Consider the following 21,347-nt stretch of genomic DNA (forward strand, 5'->3'; position numbering starts at 1 on the left):
TAAAATGCAAAATCCAGCTTATTTTGGCGAGTTTGGCGGTATGTTTGTACCCGAGTTACTTGTCCCTGCGCTTAAGCAGTTAGAAAACGAATTTAACAAAGCACAAAAAGATCCTGAGTTTCAGGCTGAGCTAAGTAAATTATTAAACGAGTATGCGGGTCGTCCTACCCCACTTACTTTAACGCGCAATTTAGTTAAAAACCCAAAAGTAAAACTGTATCTAAAGCGTGAAGACTTATTACACGGCGGCGCACATAAAACCAACCAAGTACTTGGCCAAGCGTTACTTACTAAGCGCATGGGTAAAAAACAAGTAATTGCTGAAACAGGCGCAGGCCAACACGGCGTTGCAACCGCGCTTGCATGTGCATTACTGGGTTTAAAATGTCGAATTTATATGGGCGCAAAAGACGTTGAACGTCAGCAACCAAACGTATTTAGAATGAAGTTAATGGGCGCAGAGGTTATTCCGGTAACAGCGGGTTCTGGCACATTAAAAGATGCAGTAAATGAAGCCCTGCGTGACTGGTCAGCTAATTATCAAGACGCGCACTACCTACTAGGCACAGCTGCGGGTCCTCACCCATTCCCAACAATTGTACGTGAGTATCAAAAAGTTATTGGTGAAGAAGCTAAACAACAAGTACTTAAAGCCGAAGGTCGTTTACCTGACGCTGTAATTGCCTGTGTTGGTGGTGGTTCAAACGCAATTGGTATGTTCACCGACTTTATTGACGAGCCAGGCGTTAAATTAATTGGTGTTGAGCCTGCTGGGAAAGGGCTTGATACAAATGAGCACGGTGCAACAATTTGTAAAGGCACTAAAGGTATATTACACGGTACTTACACGTACATTATGCAAAACGACGATGGCCAAATTGAAGAGTCTTACTCTGTATCAGCGGGTCTTGATTACCCTGCGGTTGGTCCTCAGCACGCATTTTTACACGAAACCGGTCGAGCGCAATACGTGGGTATCACAGATACAGAAGCGCTTGATGCGTTTCAATCACTTGCTAAAAACGAAGGGATCATTCCGGCGCTTGAATCAAGCCATGCGCTTGCTTATGCACTTAAGTATGCAGAAGAGCAAACCGAGGAAAGCGTTTTAGTTATTAATTTAAGTGGTCGTGGCGATAAAGATTTAGCACACGTTCACAATGTACTATCTGAAAGAGGTCAGCTATGAGCCAAGTAAAAACGGATCGTTACGGCAAAATGTTTGCAGCGCTTAACGAGAAAAAACAAGGTGCGTTTGTACCATTTGTAACAATTGGCGACCCAGGTAAAGAGCAAAGTGTTGCGATTATTAAAAGCCTAATTGACGGCGGCGCTGATGCACTTGAGCTTGGTATTCCGTTTTCTGACCCGATTGCGGATGGCCCTGTAATTCAAAAAGCAAATATTCGCGCACTTGATGTGCACATTAACACGCAAGATTGCTTTGATGTTATTAAAGAGATACGCGAGTATAACGCCGATATTCCAATTGGATTATTGCTTTACTCAAACCTTGTTTTTAAGCGCGGCATAGAAGCATTTTATAAAGATGCAAAAGCGGTAGGTGTAGACTCAATTTTAGTGGCTGACGTGCCTCTGCATGAATCTAAAATATTTAGAAAGTCGGCAATGGATAACGGTGTAGACCCAATTTTTATTGCCACACCTAATGCAGATGACGACACACTTCGCCAATGCGCCTCTTACGGTCGTGGTTATACGTATTTACTATCGCGCGCTGGTGTTACCGGTACCGATACTAAAGCACAAATGCCAGCGGGTAATATTGTTACTAAATTAAAAGAATACCATGCAGCTCCTGCTCTTTTAGGATTTGGTATTTCAACGCCAGGTGATGTAAAAGCGGCTCTTAATGCAGGCGCAGCAGGTGCTATTTCAGGCTCTGCTGTAGTTAAAATTATTGAAGCTAACCTTAACGATTTAGACGCAATGACAACGCAGTTAAAAGCATTTGTTAGTGAAATGAAAGCGGCAACCGCATTATAAAAAGTGTAAATTTAGGCATTAAAAAAGGGCATTTAAATGCCCTTTTTTGTTTTTGAAAAACAAATTAGTGAGCTTGGTGTTTACCCTCTAAAATCTCTTCAATAAATTTAGCATTAAATGCTTCTAAATCAGCTGGGCTTCGGCTTGTTACTAAACCTTGGTCTACACATACTTCTTGATCAACCCAATTAGCACCTGCATTAATTAAATCGCTTTTAATACTAGGAAAAGAAGTAATAGTGCGGTCGCGCAATTTATTAATTTCAGCTAACAACCACGGTGCGTGGCAAATAGCAGCAACGGGTTTGTTTTTTTCTGCGCCAAAAAATCCATCAATAAATGCTTTAGCATCTTTATCTTGGCGTAAACTGTCTGGATTAAATAAACCACCAGGAAGCATAAGCGCGTCGTAATCAGCAGGATCCGCGTTTGTAACTAGTTTATCTACTGTTACTTTATCGCCCCACTTGTCTTCATCCCAGCCAGTAATTTGGCCTTCTTTAATTGATACTATTTCGATGTTTGCACCAGCATCAAGTAATGCGCTGCGTGGAGATAAAAGCTCACTTTGCTCAAATCCATCAGTGGCTAAAATTGCGATTTTTTTGCCTTGTAAACGTGTGCTTGTTTGTAATGTACTCATTGAGATCTCCTTATTTTCTTAAAAGGTATATTTAAAATACACAATAAAAAAAGCACGATGCGTGCCGACAACAAGTGATTGAAAATAAAGGAGTTAATTTAAGTAGGATTTATAATGCCATGTAAATCATTTAGAAGGGATGAAAAAACTACATAGATCAGACATAGCTTTGCTACTTGGTGATTTAAATACAGAAGCTTCCCTTCTCGCGTGAGCAAGCTCAACGCCTACAACTAACGCTCGCCATTATGTTTATTTTGTAGACGCACAACTTGTTGGCTTGATGGGCAAAGCCCATAATTTTATGTTTAATAACTCCACGCAAAGCTCAATCAACGACCAAGCTAAGTAATGCTATTTAAAGCAGATCTTTTAACGCCTTAGCTGGTTTAAAAACCGCTTTATTTGCGCCTTCTATTTCAATTGCAGCCCCTGTTTGTGGGTTACGCCCAGTACGCGCTGGGTAATAACTTAGCGCAAAGGTACCAAAGCCATTAATTTGAACTTGATCGCCCTCAGAAAGCGATTTAGTAATGACTTTTTGCAAGCTTGAAAGTGCCGCTTGAGAATCTTTTTTTGTTAATTCACTTTTGTGTGCAATGGCAGCAACGAGTTCTGCTTTATTCATTCTAGGCTCCTAAATACACGCCAAATCAGTGTTGGTTAAGCGTGGGAATATGATGATATGAAAAATACCAAACCAAATTGGTAATAAAGCCACGCAGGCTAAGGGTTACAGGACAACAAGTCAACCTTGTAGTTGCTAAGCTTTATGTGGTAAAAAGCCTTTGACTCTTTTTTGTATAATTTAGGTAGTATATGCACGCATTAATTGAATACATTCCACTCATACTGTTTTTTGCAGTGTTTAAACTCGTCGATATTTATTGGGCTACCGGTTTATTGATGGCCACTACGCTTATTCAAGTTGCTTATAGCTACTTTAAACATGGCAATGTACCTACTCGTCATTGGATATTTTTTGGCATTGCTGCCGTGTTTGGTACGCTAACGCTGGTACTTCATGATGAGCAATACATTAAATGGAAAGCAACACTGATATATGCAGGTTTAAGTTTAACGTTACTTGTTAGCCGTTATGTACTTAATAAAAATCTCGTTAAAAAAGCGCTTAGCTCAATCCTCGAAAACGCTAATGATACAAAACAAGCCATTGTTGTCCCAGAACCATTATGGGATAAGCTTAACCTAATGTGGGTTGTTATAACTGCTGGTATAGCGGCACTAAACATTTATATTGCATACAATTTTTCGCTCGATTTTTGGGTTAACTTTAAAGTGTTTGGTTTAATGGGTATTACTTTTGTAAGCATTTTTGCCACCATTATTGCCTTGTACAAATACCTCCCTGATGAAGAGGAAACAGCAAAGTAAGCCCCCTCGTCATAAAAGTGTCGTCTTAGCTTGTTAGCTTATTAAAAAAAGCAAGTTGAGACGACCTTGAACGCTAATCAATACCGTTGGTTTGAATTTACCCTCATTTTTATATTGCTGCCCTTGTTGGGTTTTGGATTACGCGAGCATTTAGCTAATTGGCTTATCCCTGCGCTTATTATACTTATGAGTGTGTGTTGTATGTTGCTACTGAGCGATCCCCACTTTAAACGGTTTAGACTCACAAGCCTTGGGCAATTTTCTGCTGTTAAAAGGCGTGTGTTTAGCTTCTTTTTTTTAGGTGCGCTGTTCTCAGGCATGTTTTACGGGATTATTCATCAAGGCAACTGGTTTACCCTTCCCCGTAACTCGTTTAATGATTGGCTTTTACTGTTGGTGCTGTATCCAATACTGTCGGTTATTCCTCAAGAATTAATATTCCGAACGTATTTTTTTCATCGTTATAAACGCATCATGCCAAAAAAAGCAGTGCGTATTGTAGTCAGTGCGAGTGTATTTGCGCTGGCGCACATTGTGTATGCAAATTGGATTGCAGTAGCCTTAGCCTTTTTGGGCGGTTTACTGTTTGCGTATACCTACGCACAAAGCCGCTCAACGGTCGTGTGTGTTATTGAACACAGCTTATGGGGGCTATGGATGTTTACACTCGGGATTGGCAGCTACCTCGATTCAGGCGCATTTAACTAATATAACAAACATTAAAAAATCCGATATCAGAAACTAATACCGGATTTCGAATAGTTATAAAAACACTTCACTCATCGCAAAAAGCGCTGAGCTGTAAGGCATATGCTGAGTTTTTAATTATTTAATCTAATGGTTAAAATAACGACTCAAACTCACCATTTGGAAATAAAACACCAGGAATACCACGTACCGCAGTAACATCAGCTAGTTTAGTATCACCAAAATATAAACCGCCACTGTAATTACGGCCCTTTTGCTTTACATCTAACCAACGTCCATTTTCGCCTTTCGCTATTAGATTAATGTTGCCACTAACATCACGAATACGTAAATCTAACGCGCGATTTTGTATGCTAACAAATATATCTGTAGAGGTAAGTTCTGATAAGTTTTCCACATCGCCTACGTACGCAAATTTAAAATCGCTTGCACCACTCAATGGAAAATCTAATTCAAAAGTAAATGCTAAATCGTCATTATCTTCACCAACAAAAGGCGAAGCCTCTACTGCTGTGATATGAAATGCAGTGTTTTGAATGTCGCTTACGTAATCACCATTAAAATCAAAAGTAGATAACGTGGTTGACTCCTCACCTAGTGAATTAACAAAACGATTTAAGTTTACTGATAAATCACCTTCGAGTTTACCCGCGGCTTTATTGATAATTACGTTGGTGGTTACCTGTGTAATACCCGTATCGGCTTCTGGGTTTAATTCACTTTGAGCATCTATGCCATCAAACTCAATCAGCAACTCACTTACATCCACACTTAATACCGTAGTACCATTTGTGACCGTTGCGCTCATTACACCTTCGATTTTATTACCTAATACACCACTTACTCTGAAAGTTGGAATTGATAAATCAATGGTTATAGGTAACTCATCATATGTGCCAGTAATAGCCCAAGTATAAGGTGATTGGTTGTAATCAATATCTAAATCACGAAGCTTATATTGCCCTGATGGTGTAGAGCCATCAGCTAGTGGTGAATAATTTGTGATAACTTCGTTTAAAGCATTACTAAGTGCATCAAGGGTTCTTTGTGTATCTTCATCAAACGCACCTTCAAGCTCAGTAAATTTTGCGTCTAATTCATCTGAATAGCTTTTTTCTTGAAGTCTTGCAACACCAATTATATTTCGCGTATCAACAAGTAACTCTCTTGAGTCTAAGCTTTGCACTTCTGCTGAGCGAGCCTGCCAATTTGCAAATGTAGTTACACTTGCAATCGTTTGCTTAACTTGACCAGCTACATTTTTCAGCAAAGCATTACCTTGGTCGCTAAATAAGTTGTCTGTAACATACTGCGCTGCTAAATCGCTGTAATCTTGCCATGCTTGCTGGTCAGTCTCCAAGTTAGTAAATGCATTAAAAGCACTTTCAACACTAAACGAACTATCAGCAACACCAGCTAAAATTGCCGCGTAGGTGAAGGCATTTGTCACCATCTCTGCTTCAACACTTGCATTTAAATTACTGTGCGTTAAATGATAAAAAGGCGTGGCTGATAAACTCGCCTGTGTAGCACTAAAGCCTTCTTCTGTAATTGCTTTACTCAATGGCGATAAATAAACCTTATTTACACCCGGTGCACTAAATGCATCCGCTTTGTAATTAAGGGTAACGGTTGTCAATTCTTGGTAGTCGATTAACCGGTTTGCGTTTAAGTCATTTACATCACCACGCACAGTTCTGCCACACCCTGTAAATCGCGGACAAGGTAGAGCTGTATCGCTAGGTATAAACTCAAAACTATTAAAAGTAAGTGGAGTTACACTTACACTCGCAGTATTGATGTTTTCGACTTCAATTGATTCTTGCACCACCCCATCGCTATCTAAAACATAAAGCGTGCCCTGTGGTGATTGCCAATTAGATACATAAAAACTCACAGAAGAAGATGTAGCAATTTCACTCACTGCAACAGATTCTGAACTGTCACTGTCTGATGAAGAACCACAACCTGCCAATGCAATAGCGACCCCTAAAGGTATAATTTGTTTTAACATCTTCATTCCTTAAAACTTAATGTTCACGTACCAATTCACATTAGCATAATAGGCTTTATCTAAATCTAGGCTATCAGTTTGTAAATTAAGACCAAAATACTCGTTTTCAATACCAACTAAAAATGCTTCACTTTTTGTTTCGTAGCCTGCTTGTACTCGCCAATGATCCCAAAAGTGAATACGGCCTTTTAATTGGCTAAACGTGTCTTTATCGTAACGTTTTAAAGTTAACTGAGTCGAAAATCGGTCGTTTATTCTGTAATCGGCAAATGCTTGTAGTCGCATTTCCATTTCGAAATCATGAGATACCGTATTTCCAAATGCAGATGTTTTTAATGAAACTGTTGGCTGAGTAATAATATCGCCGTTGTCATCTTCGCTAAATGGAATTTCAGTAGTTTGACCCTTTACAGAGCCACTGTCTTCGTACTGAGTTTTATAGAGCAAATCTTTTACGCTAAAACCAACTTTAAGCTCATCATTTACTTGCCAATCGGCAAAAATATCTAGGCTATAGCCTAGCCCTTCAGGCTTTTGTGAAGGTGTAAATTCTTTAAATAAAATATCTTTTGAAAAGTTGTAATCGACAGTTACAGCACCTTCAACTTCATCACTAAAAATCTCACCATTTACAGTGGCATCTTGATAGTGTGAGCTGGCAAAAACAGAAAGCTTAGGTGTTATTGTTAATGCATTTTTATCTAAAAATTTAAAATCATAAGATACGAATACACCATTAGACGTTGCTTGTTTAGCATCGAGGTAATAGGTATAAAATCTATCTTCAAACTCTAAGTCATTCTTTTCGGTATGAGTATATTTAGCTGTATCAGGATCAAAGTTAAGAACATAGTCATAACGACTTTGTAAACCTACCTTAAAATTACCGTAGCCAACACCCACTTCAAAAATATTATAGGTAAATGCACTGTCACCCGATTTTAATGGTGCATCAAAATCATCTACAAAGGCTTGTACTGGTTGTGCTTCAGTATAAATTTCTGCGTCAAAATGAGTAAATATTTGAAATTGGTTATCTGCGGAAGCAAGAGGAGAAATAAAAGCTGTTGAAAATCCTAACAAGAGAATTTTTTTTTTCATAATTTAATCGCTTTCTATAAAAAAAGGGAAAAGCGCTGCTTTCCCCTTTTATAGTTTAAATATTACTTAGATGAATCAATTAAATCAACATCAGTGTAAGGCACTACATCACCATCTATGTAAGTGATAGTTACACCGTTAGTAACTTTAGAAGCAGTACCAAATGACATCATTTCGCCATTGTACATAGCTTTAACATCACCAGTGTAACCTGTAGATTCCATACCAGTTAGAGATAATGTGTAACCCATTGCTGCGTCACCTTTAACCATAACTTCTAATGTACTTTCATCTTCATCACCACTACCGTCAACCATACCCATTACTTTAAAGTCTAAGTCGCCAGACATACCTTCAAGTGTGATGCTTGAAGAATCTGATTCTTCAGTTGCAGTAATGTTTAGCATACCAGTGAAACCAGAATCACCGTCCATAATTTCAACGTGGTTCCAAGCTTCAGTGTTAACAATTTCAGCGTCATCAACTGTGTCAGCATTTACTGCACCGTCAAATGTGAATATTAAACATGAATCAATTTGCGTAGGATCAATAATCGTACCGTCAGCAAACAGTTCACACTCTTCTAGAGCTGCAGTACGACTTTCACCCGTAACAAGTGAAACAGTTGCGTCATTTTCACCCATTAATGTAGCGCCCCAAGCAACAACTAATTGCTCGCCTTGGTAAGAAGCTGAAGCACTGATCATTTCACCGGTAGTTTCGTTCTCTAATTCTAAAACTAACGCATCTAAGTCATAGTTATATGACCAATCAGGTTGACGAGTAGAAGTACCTTCACCTGAGTTACCCATTTCAGCTAGTTCATCAATTACGTCAGCAAGAACGTCTGCTGCATCGATAACCGCTTGACCGCCAGTGTTAGTAAGCACAGTCATAGTCGATAATGACTCTGATGTAGCTTTAACAGAAGTTAGTACTTCAAGTTTAGCAACCGCCGCTTCAGCAACAAGTTGTAGGTTATAAGCTGTTACAAATTGCTCGCTAGCTAGGTCACCTTGAGCTACAGCAGCTGTTTGCATAGCTGTAAGCGCATCAATCATTGCTTGTGCGCCTTCGCCTTCAAGGTCTAGGTAAGCATTAGCAGCAACAAGTGCTTGCTCAATAGCAATTTCAAGTGCATCAACAGCAGCAGCAAAATCAGACGCAGCAGTAACAGCAGTCATAGCAAGCTCAAGAGCTTCAGTTGCGTTTGCGGCTGTATCTACCATTGCACCTTCTGCGTTAGCAAGTGCGCTTGTAGAAGCTGCTTCAGCTGTGTCTGCTGCTGATTTTTTCTCATCAGCAACGTCTGCAGTGTCTTCAGCAACTAGTTTTGCAGCAGCAAGAGCAATATCAAACGTTTCAATCGCTGCTTCTGCTTCCGCTACTAGTGCAGCTAATGCAGCGTCGTATGCAACGGTGTCAGTTACAGCAACACCTGCATCTGTTTGTAAAGACGTTGCAGAATCAAGAATCTGTTGGTAATCAGAGCTTTGAGTAACTAACGCTTTTGCAGCAGTTACATAACCTTGTGATTTAACAAAAATAGAACCCGCTTTAGCTGTTAAACCAGCAGTAGCAGCTTCATTTTTCAGTAATGTTACAGCGCTTACAAATGCAGCTGCGTTATCAGCTGTAAGAGCATCGCCACCCATTGCTTGAACATCAGCAAGTGAACTTTGAGCTGTTTCAATATCCATTTCTAATGCAGTAAGTGCAGTCTGTGAAGCTGTAACTTCTACTGTTAAAGCAGCTGCTAGAGCTGTATAAAAATCATCTCCAACTGTACACTCTGCACCAGTACAACCAATTACTTCTAGTGCTTTTTTAACTTTTACTGCAGCGGCTGCAAGGCCGGCATCAGTTGCTGCACCATTTTTAACAGCTTTGTCTTTAGCTGCTTTTGCTTTTTTAGCAATACCTACTGAATTAGCGGCAAACGCATCAATTTGTGCTTGTGTTGCATTAGGGTTGTTAATAGAGAATGCCGCTTTTAAAGCGTTTTCAATTGCAGTTTCATCACCCGTTGCTACAGCAACAAAAATGTTTGCAGTATTTGTAATTGCTGTTTGTAACATTGTAGCTATTGCAGCAATGCCAGCGTCAGTATTACCTTTAAACTGGCCTGATTTAATACCAGCTTTAATGCTGCTCATTACATCACCAATTGAAGGTAAACCTTGAATTGAAGATGAAAGCTGTGCAATTGCTAAAATACCGTCAGTAAGTTCTTCTTCGCCATCAACATTGCTTAAATCTACAGCGCCGCCGTTAGATAAATCGCCAATAATAGCAGAAAGTAAAAGTGCTGCGTCTTGACCCATTACTTGTACAACAGTGTTTAAGCTAGCTGTAGCAATAGCGTCTTCATCTACACTTGAACCTGAGTCAAGAAGAAGACCCGCCACTAACGATGTTAAAAAAGTAACATTAGCTTTATAAGAACCTATAACATTATCGTCGCCAGCTGCACCGCTCGCTCCAGATGTATCTGCTTCAACAGCTGGAATAAACTTAACAACAGAAAGCTCTAGGTCAGTTTTGTACCATTCGCCAAACTCAATATCAGTATCGCCATCATTTTCGTCGTCAACTTCTGGCGCTTCATCGTAAGTGCCACAACCTACGTAAGCATCACAACGTAAAAAGCTATCATCGCCTTCTTCAGACGTTTTAACAGTAATGTAAACAGGTCCAGTAAAATCATCATCTAGGTAGATGCTGTAACGACCGTTTTCATCAGTTAGCACTTCAGGGTTAGCGGCAATTTTACTTGCTTCTACCGCTGCATCTGCAGCATCTTGTGATAGTGCTTCTTCAGAAAAAGACTCAGCCTCTGCTGAAGCAGCTGAGCGAAATGCAACAGGAACGCTTTGACCAGATGCATCTAAAGTCATTACAGTTACTACTGCACTTTTCATTGAACCTTTAACTGCTTTACCTGTTACTTCAATGTTAAATTGTGCATCGCCCGTTGCAGTGAAAGATTCTACAGGTGTAACAGGAATATTTCTGTCGTTATCAGAACCACATGCTGTTAAGCCTAATGTAAGTGCAACTGAAGCTGCAATAGGTGTAAATTTGATCGTACGCTTTACCATTTATTTCTCCTTGATAGCCTGGAATGAGTATCAGAAATTAGTTTAGTTGATAGTGATTTATGTAAGCTTTTATATTCAAAAAGCATCAAAAAAGTACACAATCATAACTTTTGTTACTAGAACATTAAAAATACCATTAAGCTATATAGTTATGCTACATATTTATACGTTTTATAGAAGTATTTATCTTTATTCTATGAGCTACTTCTTTATCAGCATCTCTATTATTCAATAACCTATAGACACTCATAAAGAACCAGCACATATTGATACAATATATTCACTTTATTAAATGAATATTACATATAATCTAGTTTGTTAATTATATTCTTCAAGTAAATGCGGTGGATGAGAGCGAAAAAAGACGATAATTCGAAAAATTAATGAAAAAGGATTATTTTTAACGAGTGTGAGTAGGTTTTACTTTAGCTAAGCAAACGTTTATAAAATTTGTTTGCTTAACTAAAATAAATGTTTAGTTGCGCTTAACTTCACCAGTGATTAGTAAGGGACTCTTACAACCCCTTCCATTAATACACGTGCACTTCGGCTCATACTTGCTTTGGTAACTAGCCAGTTGCCAGCATTATTTTTAGCCTCAGCACCTACTTTTAGCGTGCCCGACGGGTGACCAAAGTTAACTTCACTCAATGCACCGCCACCAGCGGCTATATTTACGAGTGTGCCTTCAATTGCTGCGGCAGTGCCAATAGCTACAGCGGCTGTGCCCATCATGGCATGATGCAGTTTACCCATCGACATTGCTCGCACGAGTAAGTTAATGTTGGCAGCCTCAATAAATTTACCGCTAGATGCAGTGTAATCTAAAGGCGCTGCAACAAACGCAACCTTTGGTGTATGTTGGCGAGCTTGCGCTTCATTAATATCAGTGATTAAGCCCATTTTAACGGCGCCATAAGCGCGAATGGTTTCAAGCTTTTTAAGCGCTGCAACATCGTTATTTATATCGTCTTGCAGCTCTGTGCCGGTATAATTAATATCAGCGGCGTTAATAAATACAGTAGGAATACCTGCATTTATCATCGTGGCTTTTAAAGTACCAACACCTGGTACTTCTAAGTCATCAACTACGTTACCTGTTGGAAATAACGCGCCATCGCCATCAGCGGGGTCCATAAATTCAAGTTTTACTTCAGCTGCAGCAAATGTAACGCCATCGAGCTCAAAGTCGCCGGTTTCTTGTACTTCGCCATTGGTCATAGGGATATGCACTAATATGCTTTTATTAATATTAGCCTGCCACACACGCACAATAGCAACACCGTTATTAGGTACTCTGCTTTTATCGACCAAACCATTACTAATAGCAAAAGCCCCCACTGCTGACGTTAAGTTGCCGCAGTTACCGCTCCAATCTACAAAAGGTTTATCTATCGCCACTTGACCAAACAAGTAATCAACATCGTGGTCTGCTTGCTCACTTTTACTTAGGATTGCGGTTTTACTGGTGCTTGATGTAGCGCCGCCCATTCCATCCGTTTGTTTGCCGTACGGATCGGGGCTGCCAATAACACGCAGTAATAAATTGTCGCGCGCCTCGCCTGCTACTTGAGCAGGCTTTGGCAAATCAGTTAAATTAAAAAACACACCTTTACTGGTGCCGCCACGCATATAGGTTGCAGGCACTTTAATTTGCGGTTTAAACATAGTGTTTGCCCTTATGCAGATTGCGTTGCTTCTAAAAAGTCTTGAGCAAAGCGTTGTAACACACCACCAGCCGCGTAAATAGAAAGCTCTTCTTGGGTATCGATACGGCACTTCATAGGCACAGTAAGCACTTCACCGTCTTTACGGGTAATACTTAAATTAACGGTAGCACCTGGTTTTAAATCGCCCGTTACATCGTACGTTTCACTGCCATCCAGCTTTAGGGTTTTACGCGTTGTGCCTGCTTTAAACTCAAGCGGTAAAACCCCCATACCAATTAAGTTAGTACGGTGAATACGCTCAAAGCCCTCAGCTGCGATTACTTCAACGCCTGCAAGCCTTACGCCTTTTGCAGCCCAATCGCGCGACGAACCTTGACCGTAATCGGCACCGGCTACGATAATAAGCGGCTGTTTACGCTCCATGTAGGCTTCGATTGCTTCCCACATACGGGTATTAGTGCCTTGTGGCTCTAGGCGAGCGTAAGAACCTTGTTTAACGTCGCCGTTTTCGTCCAGTACCATTTCATTAAGTAGTTTTGGGTTTGCAAATGTTGCGCGCTGCGCTGTTAAATGATCGCCCCGGTGCGTTGCATACGAGTTGTAGTCTTCCTCTGGCACGTTCATTTTGGTCAGGTATTCGCCAGCAGCACTACTTGCCATAATTGCGTTTGATGGCGATAAATGATCCGTTGTAATGTTATCGCCAAGTACTGCAAGCGCGCGCATACCGGTCATAGTGCGCTCACCCGCAAGTGCACCTTCCCAATAAGGAGGGCGACGAATGTAGGTGCTTTCTGGGCGCCAGTCGTAAAGTGGATCGTTATCTTCACCGTAATCTACGGTTAAATTAAACATAGGCTCGTATACTTTTCTAAATTGCTCTGGCTTAACACTGTGCTTAATTACTGCGTCAATTTCTTCATCTGATGGCCATAAATCTTTAAGCGTAATGTCGTTGCCTTGTTGATCTTGCCCAAGTACTCCTTTTTCAATATCAAAGCGAATAGTACCTGCAATGGCGTACGCAACAACTAAAGGAGGTGACGCTAAAAATGCTTGCTTAGCATAAGGATGAATGCGTCCATCAAAGTTACGATTGCCAGAAAGTACAGCCGTTGCGTATAAATCACGTTCGATTACTTCTTTTTGAATAACAGGGTCAAGCGCCCCACTCATACCGTTGCACGTTGTACACGCAAAACCAACAATGCCAAAGCCAAGTTGCTCAAGCTCTGTTAGTAGGTTTGCATCTTCAAGGTATGATTGCACTGCTTTTGAGCCCGGTGCTAATGAAGTTTTAACCCAAGGTTTGCGCATTAAACCCTTAGCATTTGCATTACGGGCAAGGAGTGCAGCGGCAATTACATTGCGTGGATTACTCGTATTAGTACAACTAGTAATAGCGGCAATAATACATGCGCCGTCTGGCATTAAGCCTTCTTCATTTTCAACAACGCCCGAAATACCTTCTTTAGCTAAATCGCTTGTCGATACACGGCGGTGCGGATTAGATGGACCTGCAATATTGCGCCCAACGCTTGATAAATCAAACTTAAGTACACGCTCATATTTTGCAGTTTTTAAGCTATCGCTCCAAAGGTCTGCTGTTTTTGCGTAATTTTCTACAAGGGCAATTTGTTCTTCTTCACGCCCTGTTAAACGCAAATAATCTATTGTTTTATCATCGATATAAAACATGGCGGCAGTTGCGCCAAATTCAGGCGTCATGTTTGAAATGGTTGCTCTGTCGCCAAGTGTAAGCGCGTCGGCACCTTCACCGTAAAACTCTAAATAAGTAGATACTACACGTTGTTCGCGTAAAAATTCAGTAATCGCTAGTACAATATCGGTTGCGGTAATACCTGGTTGGCGCTTACCTGTTAGCTCAACACCGACAATATCAGGCAAGCGAATATAAGAAGCACGGCCAAGCATAACGCTTTCAGCTTCAAGCCCGCCTACACCCACAGCAATAACACCTAGCGCATCAACATGTGGCGTGTGGCTGTCGGTGCCAACTAAAGTATCTGGGAATGCAATGCCATCTCGGTTTTGAATAACCGGCGACATTTTTTCAAGATTAATTTGATGCATAATGCCGTTACCCGGTGGAATAACATCAATATTTTTAAACGCAGTTTTTGTCCAGTTTATAAAGTGAAAACGGTCATCATTTCGTCTATCTTCAATGGCGCGGTTTTTTTCAAATGCGTCAGGATCAAAACCGGCATGCTCTACCGCTAGTGAATGATCCACTATTAACTGCGTGGGTACCACAGGATTCACTTTTGCCGGATCGCCGCCTTTGGCTGCAATTGCATCACGCAAACCTGCTAAATCAACAAGTGCTGTTTGGCCTAAAATATCGTGGCAGACCACACGCGCCGGATACCACGGAAAATCTAAATCTTGCTTGCGCTCAATTAGCTGGTTAAGTGCATCGGTTAACATGGCGGGGTCGCATCGGCGTACTAGGTTTTCAGCAAATACACGCGATGTATAAGGTAGCGTGGCGTATGCACCTGGCTTAATTGCATCTACGGCTTCTTGCGTATCGTAGTAGTCGACATTTGAGCCTGGTAAGGGTCTACGGTATTGGGTGTTATTAATTATGGTCATGGTAAGGGTTCGCTAATTTGGTGACGGTGTTTGCTCACAGCTAGCGTGTTTAATAAAAAGTTTGAAAAAAACTACTCGCTAGTGGCTATGTGCAATAAAAAAGTGAGCACATGCGTGCTCACTCATTTTTTTAACGTGACTCTATTGGTGTGTAACTGCGTGCGTCAGGCCCTGTGTAATCGGCACTTGGGCGAATAATACGGTTGTTAGCGCGCTGCTCTTTTACATGTGCTGTCCAACCAGTAACACGGCTCATTACAAATATTGGCGTAAATAATTTAGTTGGAATATCCATAAAATGATAAGCAGACGCATGGAAAAAATCAGCATTACAAAACAGTTTTTTCTCGCGCCACATAATCTCTTCACAACGAACAGACACAGGGTAAAGCACGGTATCGCCCACCTCTGCCGCTAGTTTTTCAGACCACTTTTTAATAATTACATTACGCGGATCAGACTCGCGATAAATAGCATGACCAAAACCCATTATTTTGTCTTTACGTTCAAGCATGCCCATGATTTCTTTCTCAGCATGTTCAGCGCTTGTAAAACCTTGAATCATATCCATTGCCGCTTCGTTAGCACCACCATGTAATGGACCACGTAGCGTACCAATCGCACCAGTTACACAAGAATGAATATCAGATAAAGTTGAAGCACATACACGGCCTGTAAAGGTAGAGGCGTTAAACTCGTGCTCTGCGTATAAAATTAGTGATACATTCATTACCTGTGCAAACAATTCACTAGGTGCTTTGTCGTGTAACAGCGTTAAAAAATGTGCGCCAACTGAGTCGTCATCAGTTTGTGTTTCAATGCGTACGCCATCGTGTGTAAAGCGGTACCAGTAACAAATAATACTTGGGAACACAGCAACCATACGGTCGATTGCATCATTAGCTTGGCTAAAATCATTTTCCATTTCAAGGTTACCCAACATTGAGCAGCCCGTGCGCATTACATCCATTGGGTGTGCGTCTTTAGGAATATTTTCAAGCACGGTTTTAAGTGCATCTGGTAAGCCGCGTAAGCTCTTTAGTTTTGCTTTATATTCTGCCAATTCGCTTGTGGTTGGTAACTCACCACGTGAAAGTAAAAAAGACACTTCTTCAAACTGCGCTTTTTCGGCAAGTTCGCTAATATCGTAACCACAATACGTTAAACCAGAACCACTTTGTCCAACAGTACACAATGCTGTTTGACCAGCCACTTGTCCGCGTAAACCCGCGCCGCCTAATGCTTTATCTACCATGATCTTCTCCTATCTTAAATTTGTGTGTGATTTTATTTTTTAATAATTATTATTTGTCAGATTTTGATGAAAAAAGGTTATCGAGTGTGTTCTCGTACGTGTGGTAATCTAAAAAGTCGTAAAGCTCAGAACGCGTTTGCATATTTTCAATTTGGCTTTGTTGCGAGCCTTCATTTAAAATTGCTGAATACACGTTTAATGCTGCTTTGTTCATGGCTCTAAATGCACTGAGTGGGTAAAGCACCATTTCAACACCTACATCGCTTAACTGCTCTTTTGTGTAAATAGGTGTTTGGCCGAACTCAGTAATGTTTGCCAAAATTGGAACGTTAATCGCTTTTGCAAATGCTTGGTAATCAGCAAGGTCGTGTACGGCTTCTGCAAAAATAGCGTCAGCACCGGCTTCAACACAGGCTGCTGCACGGTCAATAGCAGCATTTAAACCTTCTTTTTGAAATGCATCGGTACGCGCCATAATATAAAAATCGCTATCGGTTTTTGCATCAACCGCCGCTTTAATGCGGTCAACCATTTCACCTTGGCTTACAATTTCTTTATTAGGACGATGGCCACAGCGCTTTTGGGCTACTTGGTCTTCTATATGAAAACCCGCCGCCCCCGCTTTAGTCATTTCTTTTACTGTACGTGCAATGTTAAACGCGCCGCCCCAACCGGTATCGGCATCCACAAGTAGTGGTAAATCGCTAGCACCAGTAATACGGCGAATATCTTCAAGCACGTTATCAAGGCTTGTCATACCCAAATCAGGCATACCAAACGAGGCGTTTGCAACACCGGCACCTGAGAGGTAAATAGCTTGGTGACCCATTTTTTCAGCCATCATCGCTGTGTAGGCATTAATAGTACCTACTACTTGTAACGGGCGGTTATTGGCAATAGCGTGTTTAAATTTTAATCCTGCTGACATTACTTTATCCTCACTTTGAACGGTTGCTACGTGGAGTAACTTATAGTTTTAATCTGTAATTGTGACTGTTTAACTGCTTTTGCTAGCTTTTAACTTTTAGCTTTTAGCTTTTAACAGCTTCTGTTTTTTGCGACTAATATCAATCTGTATGCGTATGAGGTCTATTTAACGATAAGAAAATCGTTCTGTAACTAGGCAATAATTTTTATGTTTAGTGGTTCTAAATAAAAAATTTTTAACGACGTTACGGAGCGATTTAATCCGTTAAATTGTTCGAATACTCATATTGATTGGTATACATCAAATTTGGTTTGAATATTTGCTTGCGATGCGCTTATATGGCGCTTCATAAGCATTTCAGCCAGTTCGCCGTCGTGGTTTTCAATGGCGTTAATAATCGCTAAATGCTCATCAAACGCTTTTGATACACGCGGCCCCACCATGCCCATTTGTACACGGTACATGCGTATTAATTGATAGAGCTCATTACACAGTAAATGAATTAAATGCGCGTTTTTACTGCCTTGAATAATACGATAATGAAAATCTAAATCACCGGCTTCTTGATAATAAGATTCGCCTTCTTTAACACGCTGTGTTTGTAGGTGCTGATTAAGTAATTGCTTTAAGCCTTTTACTTCTTCGGGCTCCATATTGTCGGCAGCAAGTCTACATGCTAAGCCTTCAAGCGAACTACGAACTTGATAAACTTCAATCAAACGCTCAGCAGTAAGGGCAACTACTCGGCAACCTACGTTAGCTTTACGCTCAACAAGGTAGCAACTTTCTAGGCGATTTAACGCCTCTCTAAGCGTTGCACGGCTTACACCATAACGTTTGGCAAGCTCAGGCTCTGATATTTTACTGCCTTGAACTATACTGCCTTCAACAATCTCACGGCGCATATCTACAAATACTTGATCTGATGCGGTAGTTATAGGCGCTTCGTTTAAAAATGTATGTGTCATAAGTTATTTTTTAGATTGTCGACAATTAATGTGGTTACTATGGGCTTATTAAAAAATCATGTCAACCCTTAAACCTATCAAAACGGCTAAAAAACACACTCATTGTCGACACTATTAATCTAAAGTCGTATAAAATACGCTTTAAAATAGGCCAAACCAATAAAGTGTCGACATAGCAATAAATTGGATGTTACGTTTTTAAGCACTGAAAATGCGTTATATAAATGCTATTATCACGCTTTATTTTTATAGTATGAGCTAACGCGTGAACGCCAACACTTTTATTCCTGAGCACTTTATTGATGACGTAAAAACCTATTTACCAGCGCATCTAAACTTAGATGACTTTTTAAATGCGTGTCGCAGGCCCCTCAGAAAATCTATCCGCGTTAATACATTAAAAATTAGCATTGAAGAATTTGTAAAACGTGCAACTGAAAAAAATTGGCTGCTAACCCCAATCCCTTGGTGCAGTGAAGGCTTTTGGTTAGAGCGCCCAAACGATGAAGAACAAAACCTAGCCCTTGGTAATACCGACTTACATCTAAGTGGTGCTATGTACGTGCAAGAGGCAAGTTCAATGCTGCCGCCTATCGCATTAAAGCAAAGTATTAAACTCGCAGACTCTCAAAATAACACCGTGCTTGATATGGCATCAGCACCGGGTTCTAAAACATCACAACTTGCAGCACTTATGAATAACCAAGGTGTGCTTGTTGCAAACGAGCTTTCGTCTTCACGTTTAAAAGTACTTAGCGCTACGCTTAAACGTATGGGTGTGGGTAACTGTGCGCTCTCGCACTTTGATGGCGTTATATTTGGCAACTACATGTTTGAATGCTTTGATAGCATATTGCTAGACGCGCCATGCTCTGGCGAAGGCACGGTACGTAAAGACGCCGACGCACTAAAAAATTGGTCCATAGAATCAAACATACAAATAGCCCAGGTACAAAAAGACTTAATTAAAAGCGCATTTTACGCATTAAAGCCAGGTGGCACCTTAGTGTATTCAACCTGCACACTTACCCCACTCGAAAACCAGCAAGTATGCGATTATTTACTCAGTGAATTTGGCGACTATATAGAGCCACAATCCCTAAGTGATTTATTTGAAGGTGCAAGCGAAGCCACAACTAATGAGGGATATCTACATGTTTGGCCGCAAACATTCGATAGCGAAGGCTTCTTTATTGCTAAATTTAAAAAGCACACCAGCTGCAATAATCCAAATCAAACTGTTAAAAAAGGTGCATTCCCATTTAACGAGTTTGATAAAAAACAAAGTGCCGCGTTTATGCAATCGCTTAAAAAGCACTTTGGGTTAACTAACCTACCTGGCAGCTTAATGCAGCGCGATAAAGAGCTGTGGTTATTTCCTGAGGGGTTTGAAGCCGTGCAAAATAAAATTAAGTACGCACGCTTAGGTATTCAAATTGGCATTATTCATAAAAATGGCGTAAGGCTAACCCATGAGTTTGCAACCGTATTTGGCAATGAGTGTAAAACTAATATTTACGCGTTAAATAACGAGCAAGCAAATGATTATTTTCAAGGTAAAGATATACGCTTAACTGAAGCAACTCAAACAATAGGTGAAGTAGTATTAACCCTGTGTGGTTGCCCTATTGGGCTAGGCAAATGGCAAAAAAATAAGATTAAAAACTCATTACCACGAGATTTGGTGCAGAATACACAATTAATAAACTGGGGTTAAACTAAAGTACAAATTACGCATAATTAATCTAATCCTTTGTTACCAAATGTAACCAGATGGCAAAATTAGTTATGCTTTATTGAACAGCTTTACTATAGTTTTAAGTACTTTCTTCTTCTCCCTAACGAACCAGAAAGTTTTTAGTTAACGCTAGACTCAATTTAGAGTCAATTTATAGCCCAGAGGTTTTTAACCTCTGGGCAATTTTTTACGCCGTATAATAACAGTTCAGCTTTTACCAATAAAACAAGTATTCACAAAGAGGTTATGAGACGCTGCGCTTTTAGAGAAGTTATCTATCGATTCGTGAATAGCTTATTTGTTGTCTTCTCATTTACTCCTCATTCACTTCTCTTTGTGCAATTGGTTTATCACATTTAACTTTAACGTAATTAAGCTAAACGATTACAAGTAAGCACAAAACTCTTGTAGGGATACAATACGAGCTGCTTGCTGCCGTTTAAAACAACGCTTTTACCAATAAAACAAGTATTCACAAAGAGGTTTTGAGACGCTGCGCTTTTAGAAAAGTGATAAATCAGTTAGTTGAATAGATCACTTGGTGTCTTCTCATTTACTCCTCATTCTCTTCTCTTTGTGCAATTGGTTTATCACATTTAACTTTAACGTGAACCCGCTTCACGATTATAAGTAAGCACAATTCTCTTCTAGAGATACAAGACGTGCTGCTTGCTGCCGTTTAAAGCAACGCTTTTACCAATATAACAAGTATTCACAAAGAGGTTTTGAGACGCTGCGCTTTTAGAAAAGTGATAAATCAGTTAGTTGAATAGATCACTTGGTGTTTTCTCATTTGCTCCTCATTCACTTCTCTTTGTGCAATTGGTTTTTCAGATTTAACTTTAACGTGAACCCGCTTCACGATTATAAGTAAGCACAATTCTCTTGTAGAGATACAAGACGTCCTGCTTGCAGGCGTTTAAAAACAACGAGTTTACCGAAAAAATATTCACAAAGAGGTTATGAGTCACTGCGCTTTTAGAGAAGTGATAAATCAATTCGTGAATAGCTTACTTGGTGTCTTCTCATTTACTCCTCATTCTCTTCTCTTTGTGCAATTGGTTTTTAACATTTCACTTTAACGTGAACCCGCTTCACGATTATAAGTAAGCACAATTCTCTTGTAGAGATACAAGACGTCCTGCTTGCAGGCGTTTAAAAACAACGAGTTTACCGAAAAAATATTCACAAAGAGGTTAT

General features: G+C 40.2%; 15 protein-coding genes. 5 read left to right on the forward strand and 10 right to left on the reverse strand.

Annotated elements, in window-relative coordinates; genetic code table 11:
• Positions 1 to 4: 4 nt before the first annotated feature.
• Positions 5 to 1,189, forward strand: coding sequence for a tryptophan synthase subunit beta (trpB, locus tag H5087_RS12560; protein WP_002961582.1), 1,185 nt, complete (start codon positions 5 to 7; stop codon positions 1,187 to 1,189).
• Positions 1,186 to 2,007, forward strand: a complete 822-nt coding sequence (trpA, locus tag H5087_RS12565) for a tryptophan synthase subunit alpha (protein ID WP_182672250.1) — start codon at positions 1,186 to 1,188, stop codon at positions 2,005 to 2,007. Before trpB ends, trpA begins: the two co-directional genes overlap by 4 nt.
• Before the next feature lie 64 nt (positions 2,008 to 2,071).
• On the opposite strand, the gene H5087_RS12570 is transcribed toward trpA, so the two are convergent.
• Together H5087_RS12570 and H5087_RS12575 are read right to left on the reverse strand one after the other, a co-directional pair.
• A complete protein-coding gene (locus tag H5087_RS12570) occupies positions 2,072 to 2,650 on the reverse strand; it encodes a type 1 glutamine amidotransferase domain-containing protein (RefSeq protein WP_024595007.1) in 579 nt (192 codons plus the stop codon).
• A gap of 358 nt (positions 2,651 to 3,008) precedes the next feature.
• Complete coding sequence (locus H5087_RS12575) at positions 3,009 to 3,278, reverse strand: HU family DNA-binding protein (RefSeq protein WP_007375441.1); 270 nt, start codon at positions 3,276 to 3,278, stop codon at positions 3,009 to 3,011.
• A 191-nt stretch (positions 3,279 to 3,469) separates the two neighbouring features.
• Here H5087_RS12575 and H5087_RS12580 point away from each other — a divergent pair, with 191 nt between their 5' ends.
• Together H5087_RS12580 and H5087_RS12585 are read left to right on the forward strand one after the other, a co-directional pair.
• On the forward strand, positions 3,470 to 4,045 hold the full coding sequence (locus H5087_RS12580; protein WP_033028426.1) for an inner membrane-spanning protein YciB: 576 nt from the start codon (positions 3,470 to 3,472) through the stop codon (positions 4,043 to 4,045).
• 66 nt (positions 4,046 to 4,111) lie between these two features.
• Complete coding sequence (locus H5087_RS12585) at positions 4,112 to 4,753, forward strand: CPBP family intramembrane glutamic endopeptidase (RefSeq protein WP_182672251.1); 642 nt, start codon at positions 4,112 to 4,114, stop codon at positions 4,751 to 4,753.
• A 133-nt stretch (positions 4,754 to 4,886) separates the two neighbouring features.
• Here the strand turns inward: H5087_RS12585 and H5087_RS12590 are convergent, their stop codons facing one another.
• The 8 genes from H5087_RS12590 to H5087_RS12625 all read right to left on the reverse strand — a co-directional run bounded on the left by H5087_RS12590 (position 4,887) and on the right by H5087_RS12625 (position 18,409).
• Positions 4,887 to 6,767 carry a hypothetical protein gene (locus tag H5087_RS12590; protein ID WP_182672252.1) on the reverse strand — a complete coding sequence of 627 codons (1,881 nt, stop codon included), beginning with the start codon at positions 6,765 to 6,767 and terminating at the stop codon, positions 4,887 to 4,889.
• 9 nt (positions 6,768 to 6,776) lie between these two features.
• The gene (locus tag H5087_RS12595; protein WP_039489982.1) at positions 6,777 to 7,868 is read right to left on the reverse strand and encodes a hypothetical protein; all 1,092 of its coding nucleotides are present in this window, start codon (positions 7,866 to 7,868) and stop codon (positions 6,777 to 6,779) included.
• A 62-nt stretch (positions 7,869 to 7,930) separates the two neighbouring features.
• Positions 7,931 to 10,969, reverse strand: coding sequence for a hypothetical protein (locus H5087_RS12600; RefSeq protein WP_182672253.1), 3,039 nt, complete (start codon positions 10,967 to 10,969; stop codon positions 7,931 to 7,933).
• Between the two features lie 501 nt (positions 10,970 to 11,470).
• The gene (prpF, locus tag H5087_RS12605) at positions 11,471 to 12,637 is read right to left on the reverse strand and encodes a 2-methylaconitate cis-trans isomerase PrpF (RefSeq protein ID WP_182672254.1); all 1,167 of its coding nucleotides are present in this window, start codon (positions 12,635 to 12,637) and stop codon (positions 11,471 to 11,473) included.
• A gap of 11 nt (positions 12,638 to 12,648) precedes the next feature.
• Positions 12,649 to 15,258, reverse strand: coding sequence for a Fe/S-dependent 2-methylisocitrate dehydratase AcnD (gene acnD, locus H5087_RS12610; RefSeq protein ID WP_182672255.1), 2,610 nt, complete (start codon positions 15,256 to 15,258; stop codon positions 12,649 to 12,651).
• A 130-nt stretch (positions 15,259 to 15,388) separates the two neighbouring features.
• Positions 15,389 to 16,513 (reverse strand): 2-methylcitrate synthase, encoded by a 1,125-nt coding sequence (gene prpC / locus H5087_RS12615; protein ID WP_182672256.1) that lies wholly within the window; start codon positions 16,511 to 16,513, stop codon positions 15,389 to 15,391.
• Between the two features lie 49 nt (positions 16,514 to 16,562).
• Complete coding sequence (gene prpB, locus H5087_RS12620) at positions 16,563 to 17,441, reverse strand: methylisocitrate lyase (protein WP_138488929.1); 879 nt, start codon at positions 17,439 to 17,441, stop codon at positions 16,563 to 16,565.
• 281 nt (positions 17,442 to 17,722) lie between these two features.
• A complete protein-coding gene (locus tag H5087_RS12625; protein WP_007582477.1) occupies positions 17,723 to 18,409 on the reverse strand; it encodes a GntR family transcriptional regulator in 687 nt (228 codons plus the stop codon).
• A gap of 265 nt (positions 18,410 to 18,674) precedes the next feature.
• Here H5087_RS12625 and rsmF point away from each other — a divergent pair, with 265 nt between their 5' ends.
• Positions 18,675 to 20,126 carry a 16S rRNA (cytosine(1407)-C(5))-methyltransferase RsmF gene (gene rsmF / locus H5087_RS12630; protein ID WP_182672257.1) on the forward strand — a complete coding sequence of 484 codons (1,452 nt, stop codon included), beginning with the start codon at positions 18,675 to 18,677 and terminating at the stop codon, positions 20,124 to 20,126.
• The last annotated feature ends 1,221 nt before the right edge of the window (positions 20,127 to 21,347 follow it).

Origin of the sequence: Pseudoalteromonas sp. SR43-7 (genome assembly GCF_014163785.1) — a bacterium.
GTDB lineage: Bacteria > Pseudomonadota > Gammaproteobacteria > Enterobacterales > Alteromonadaceae > Pseudoalteromonas > Pseudoalteromonas distincta.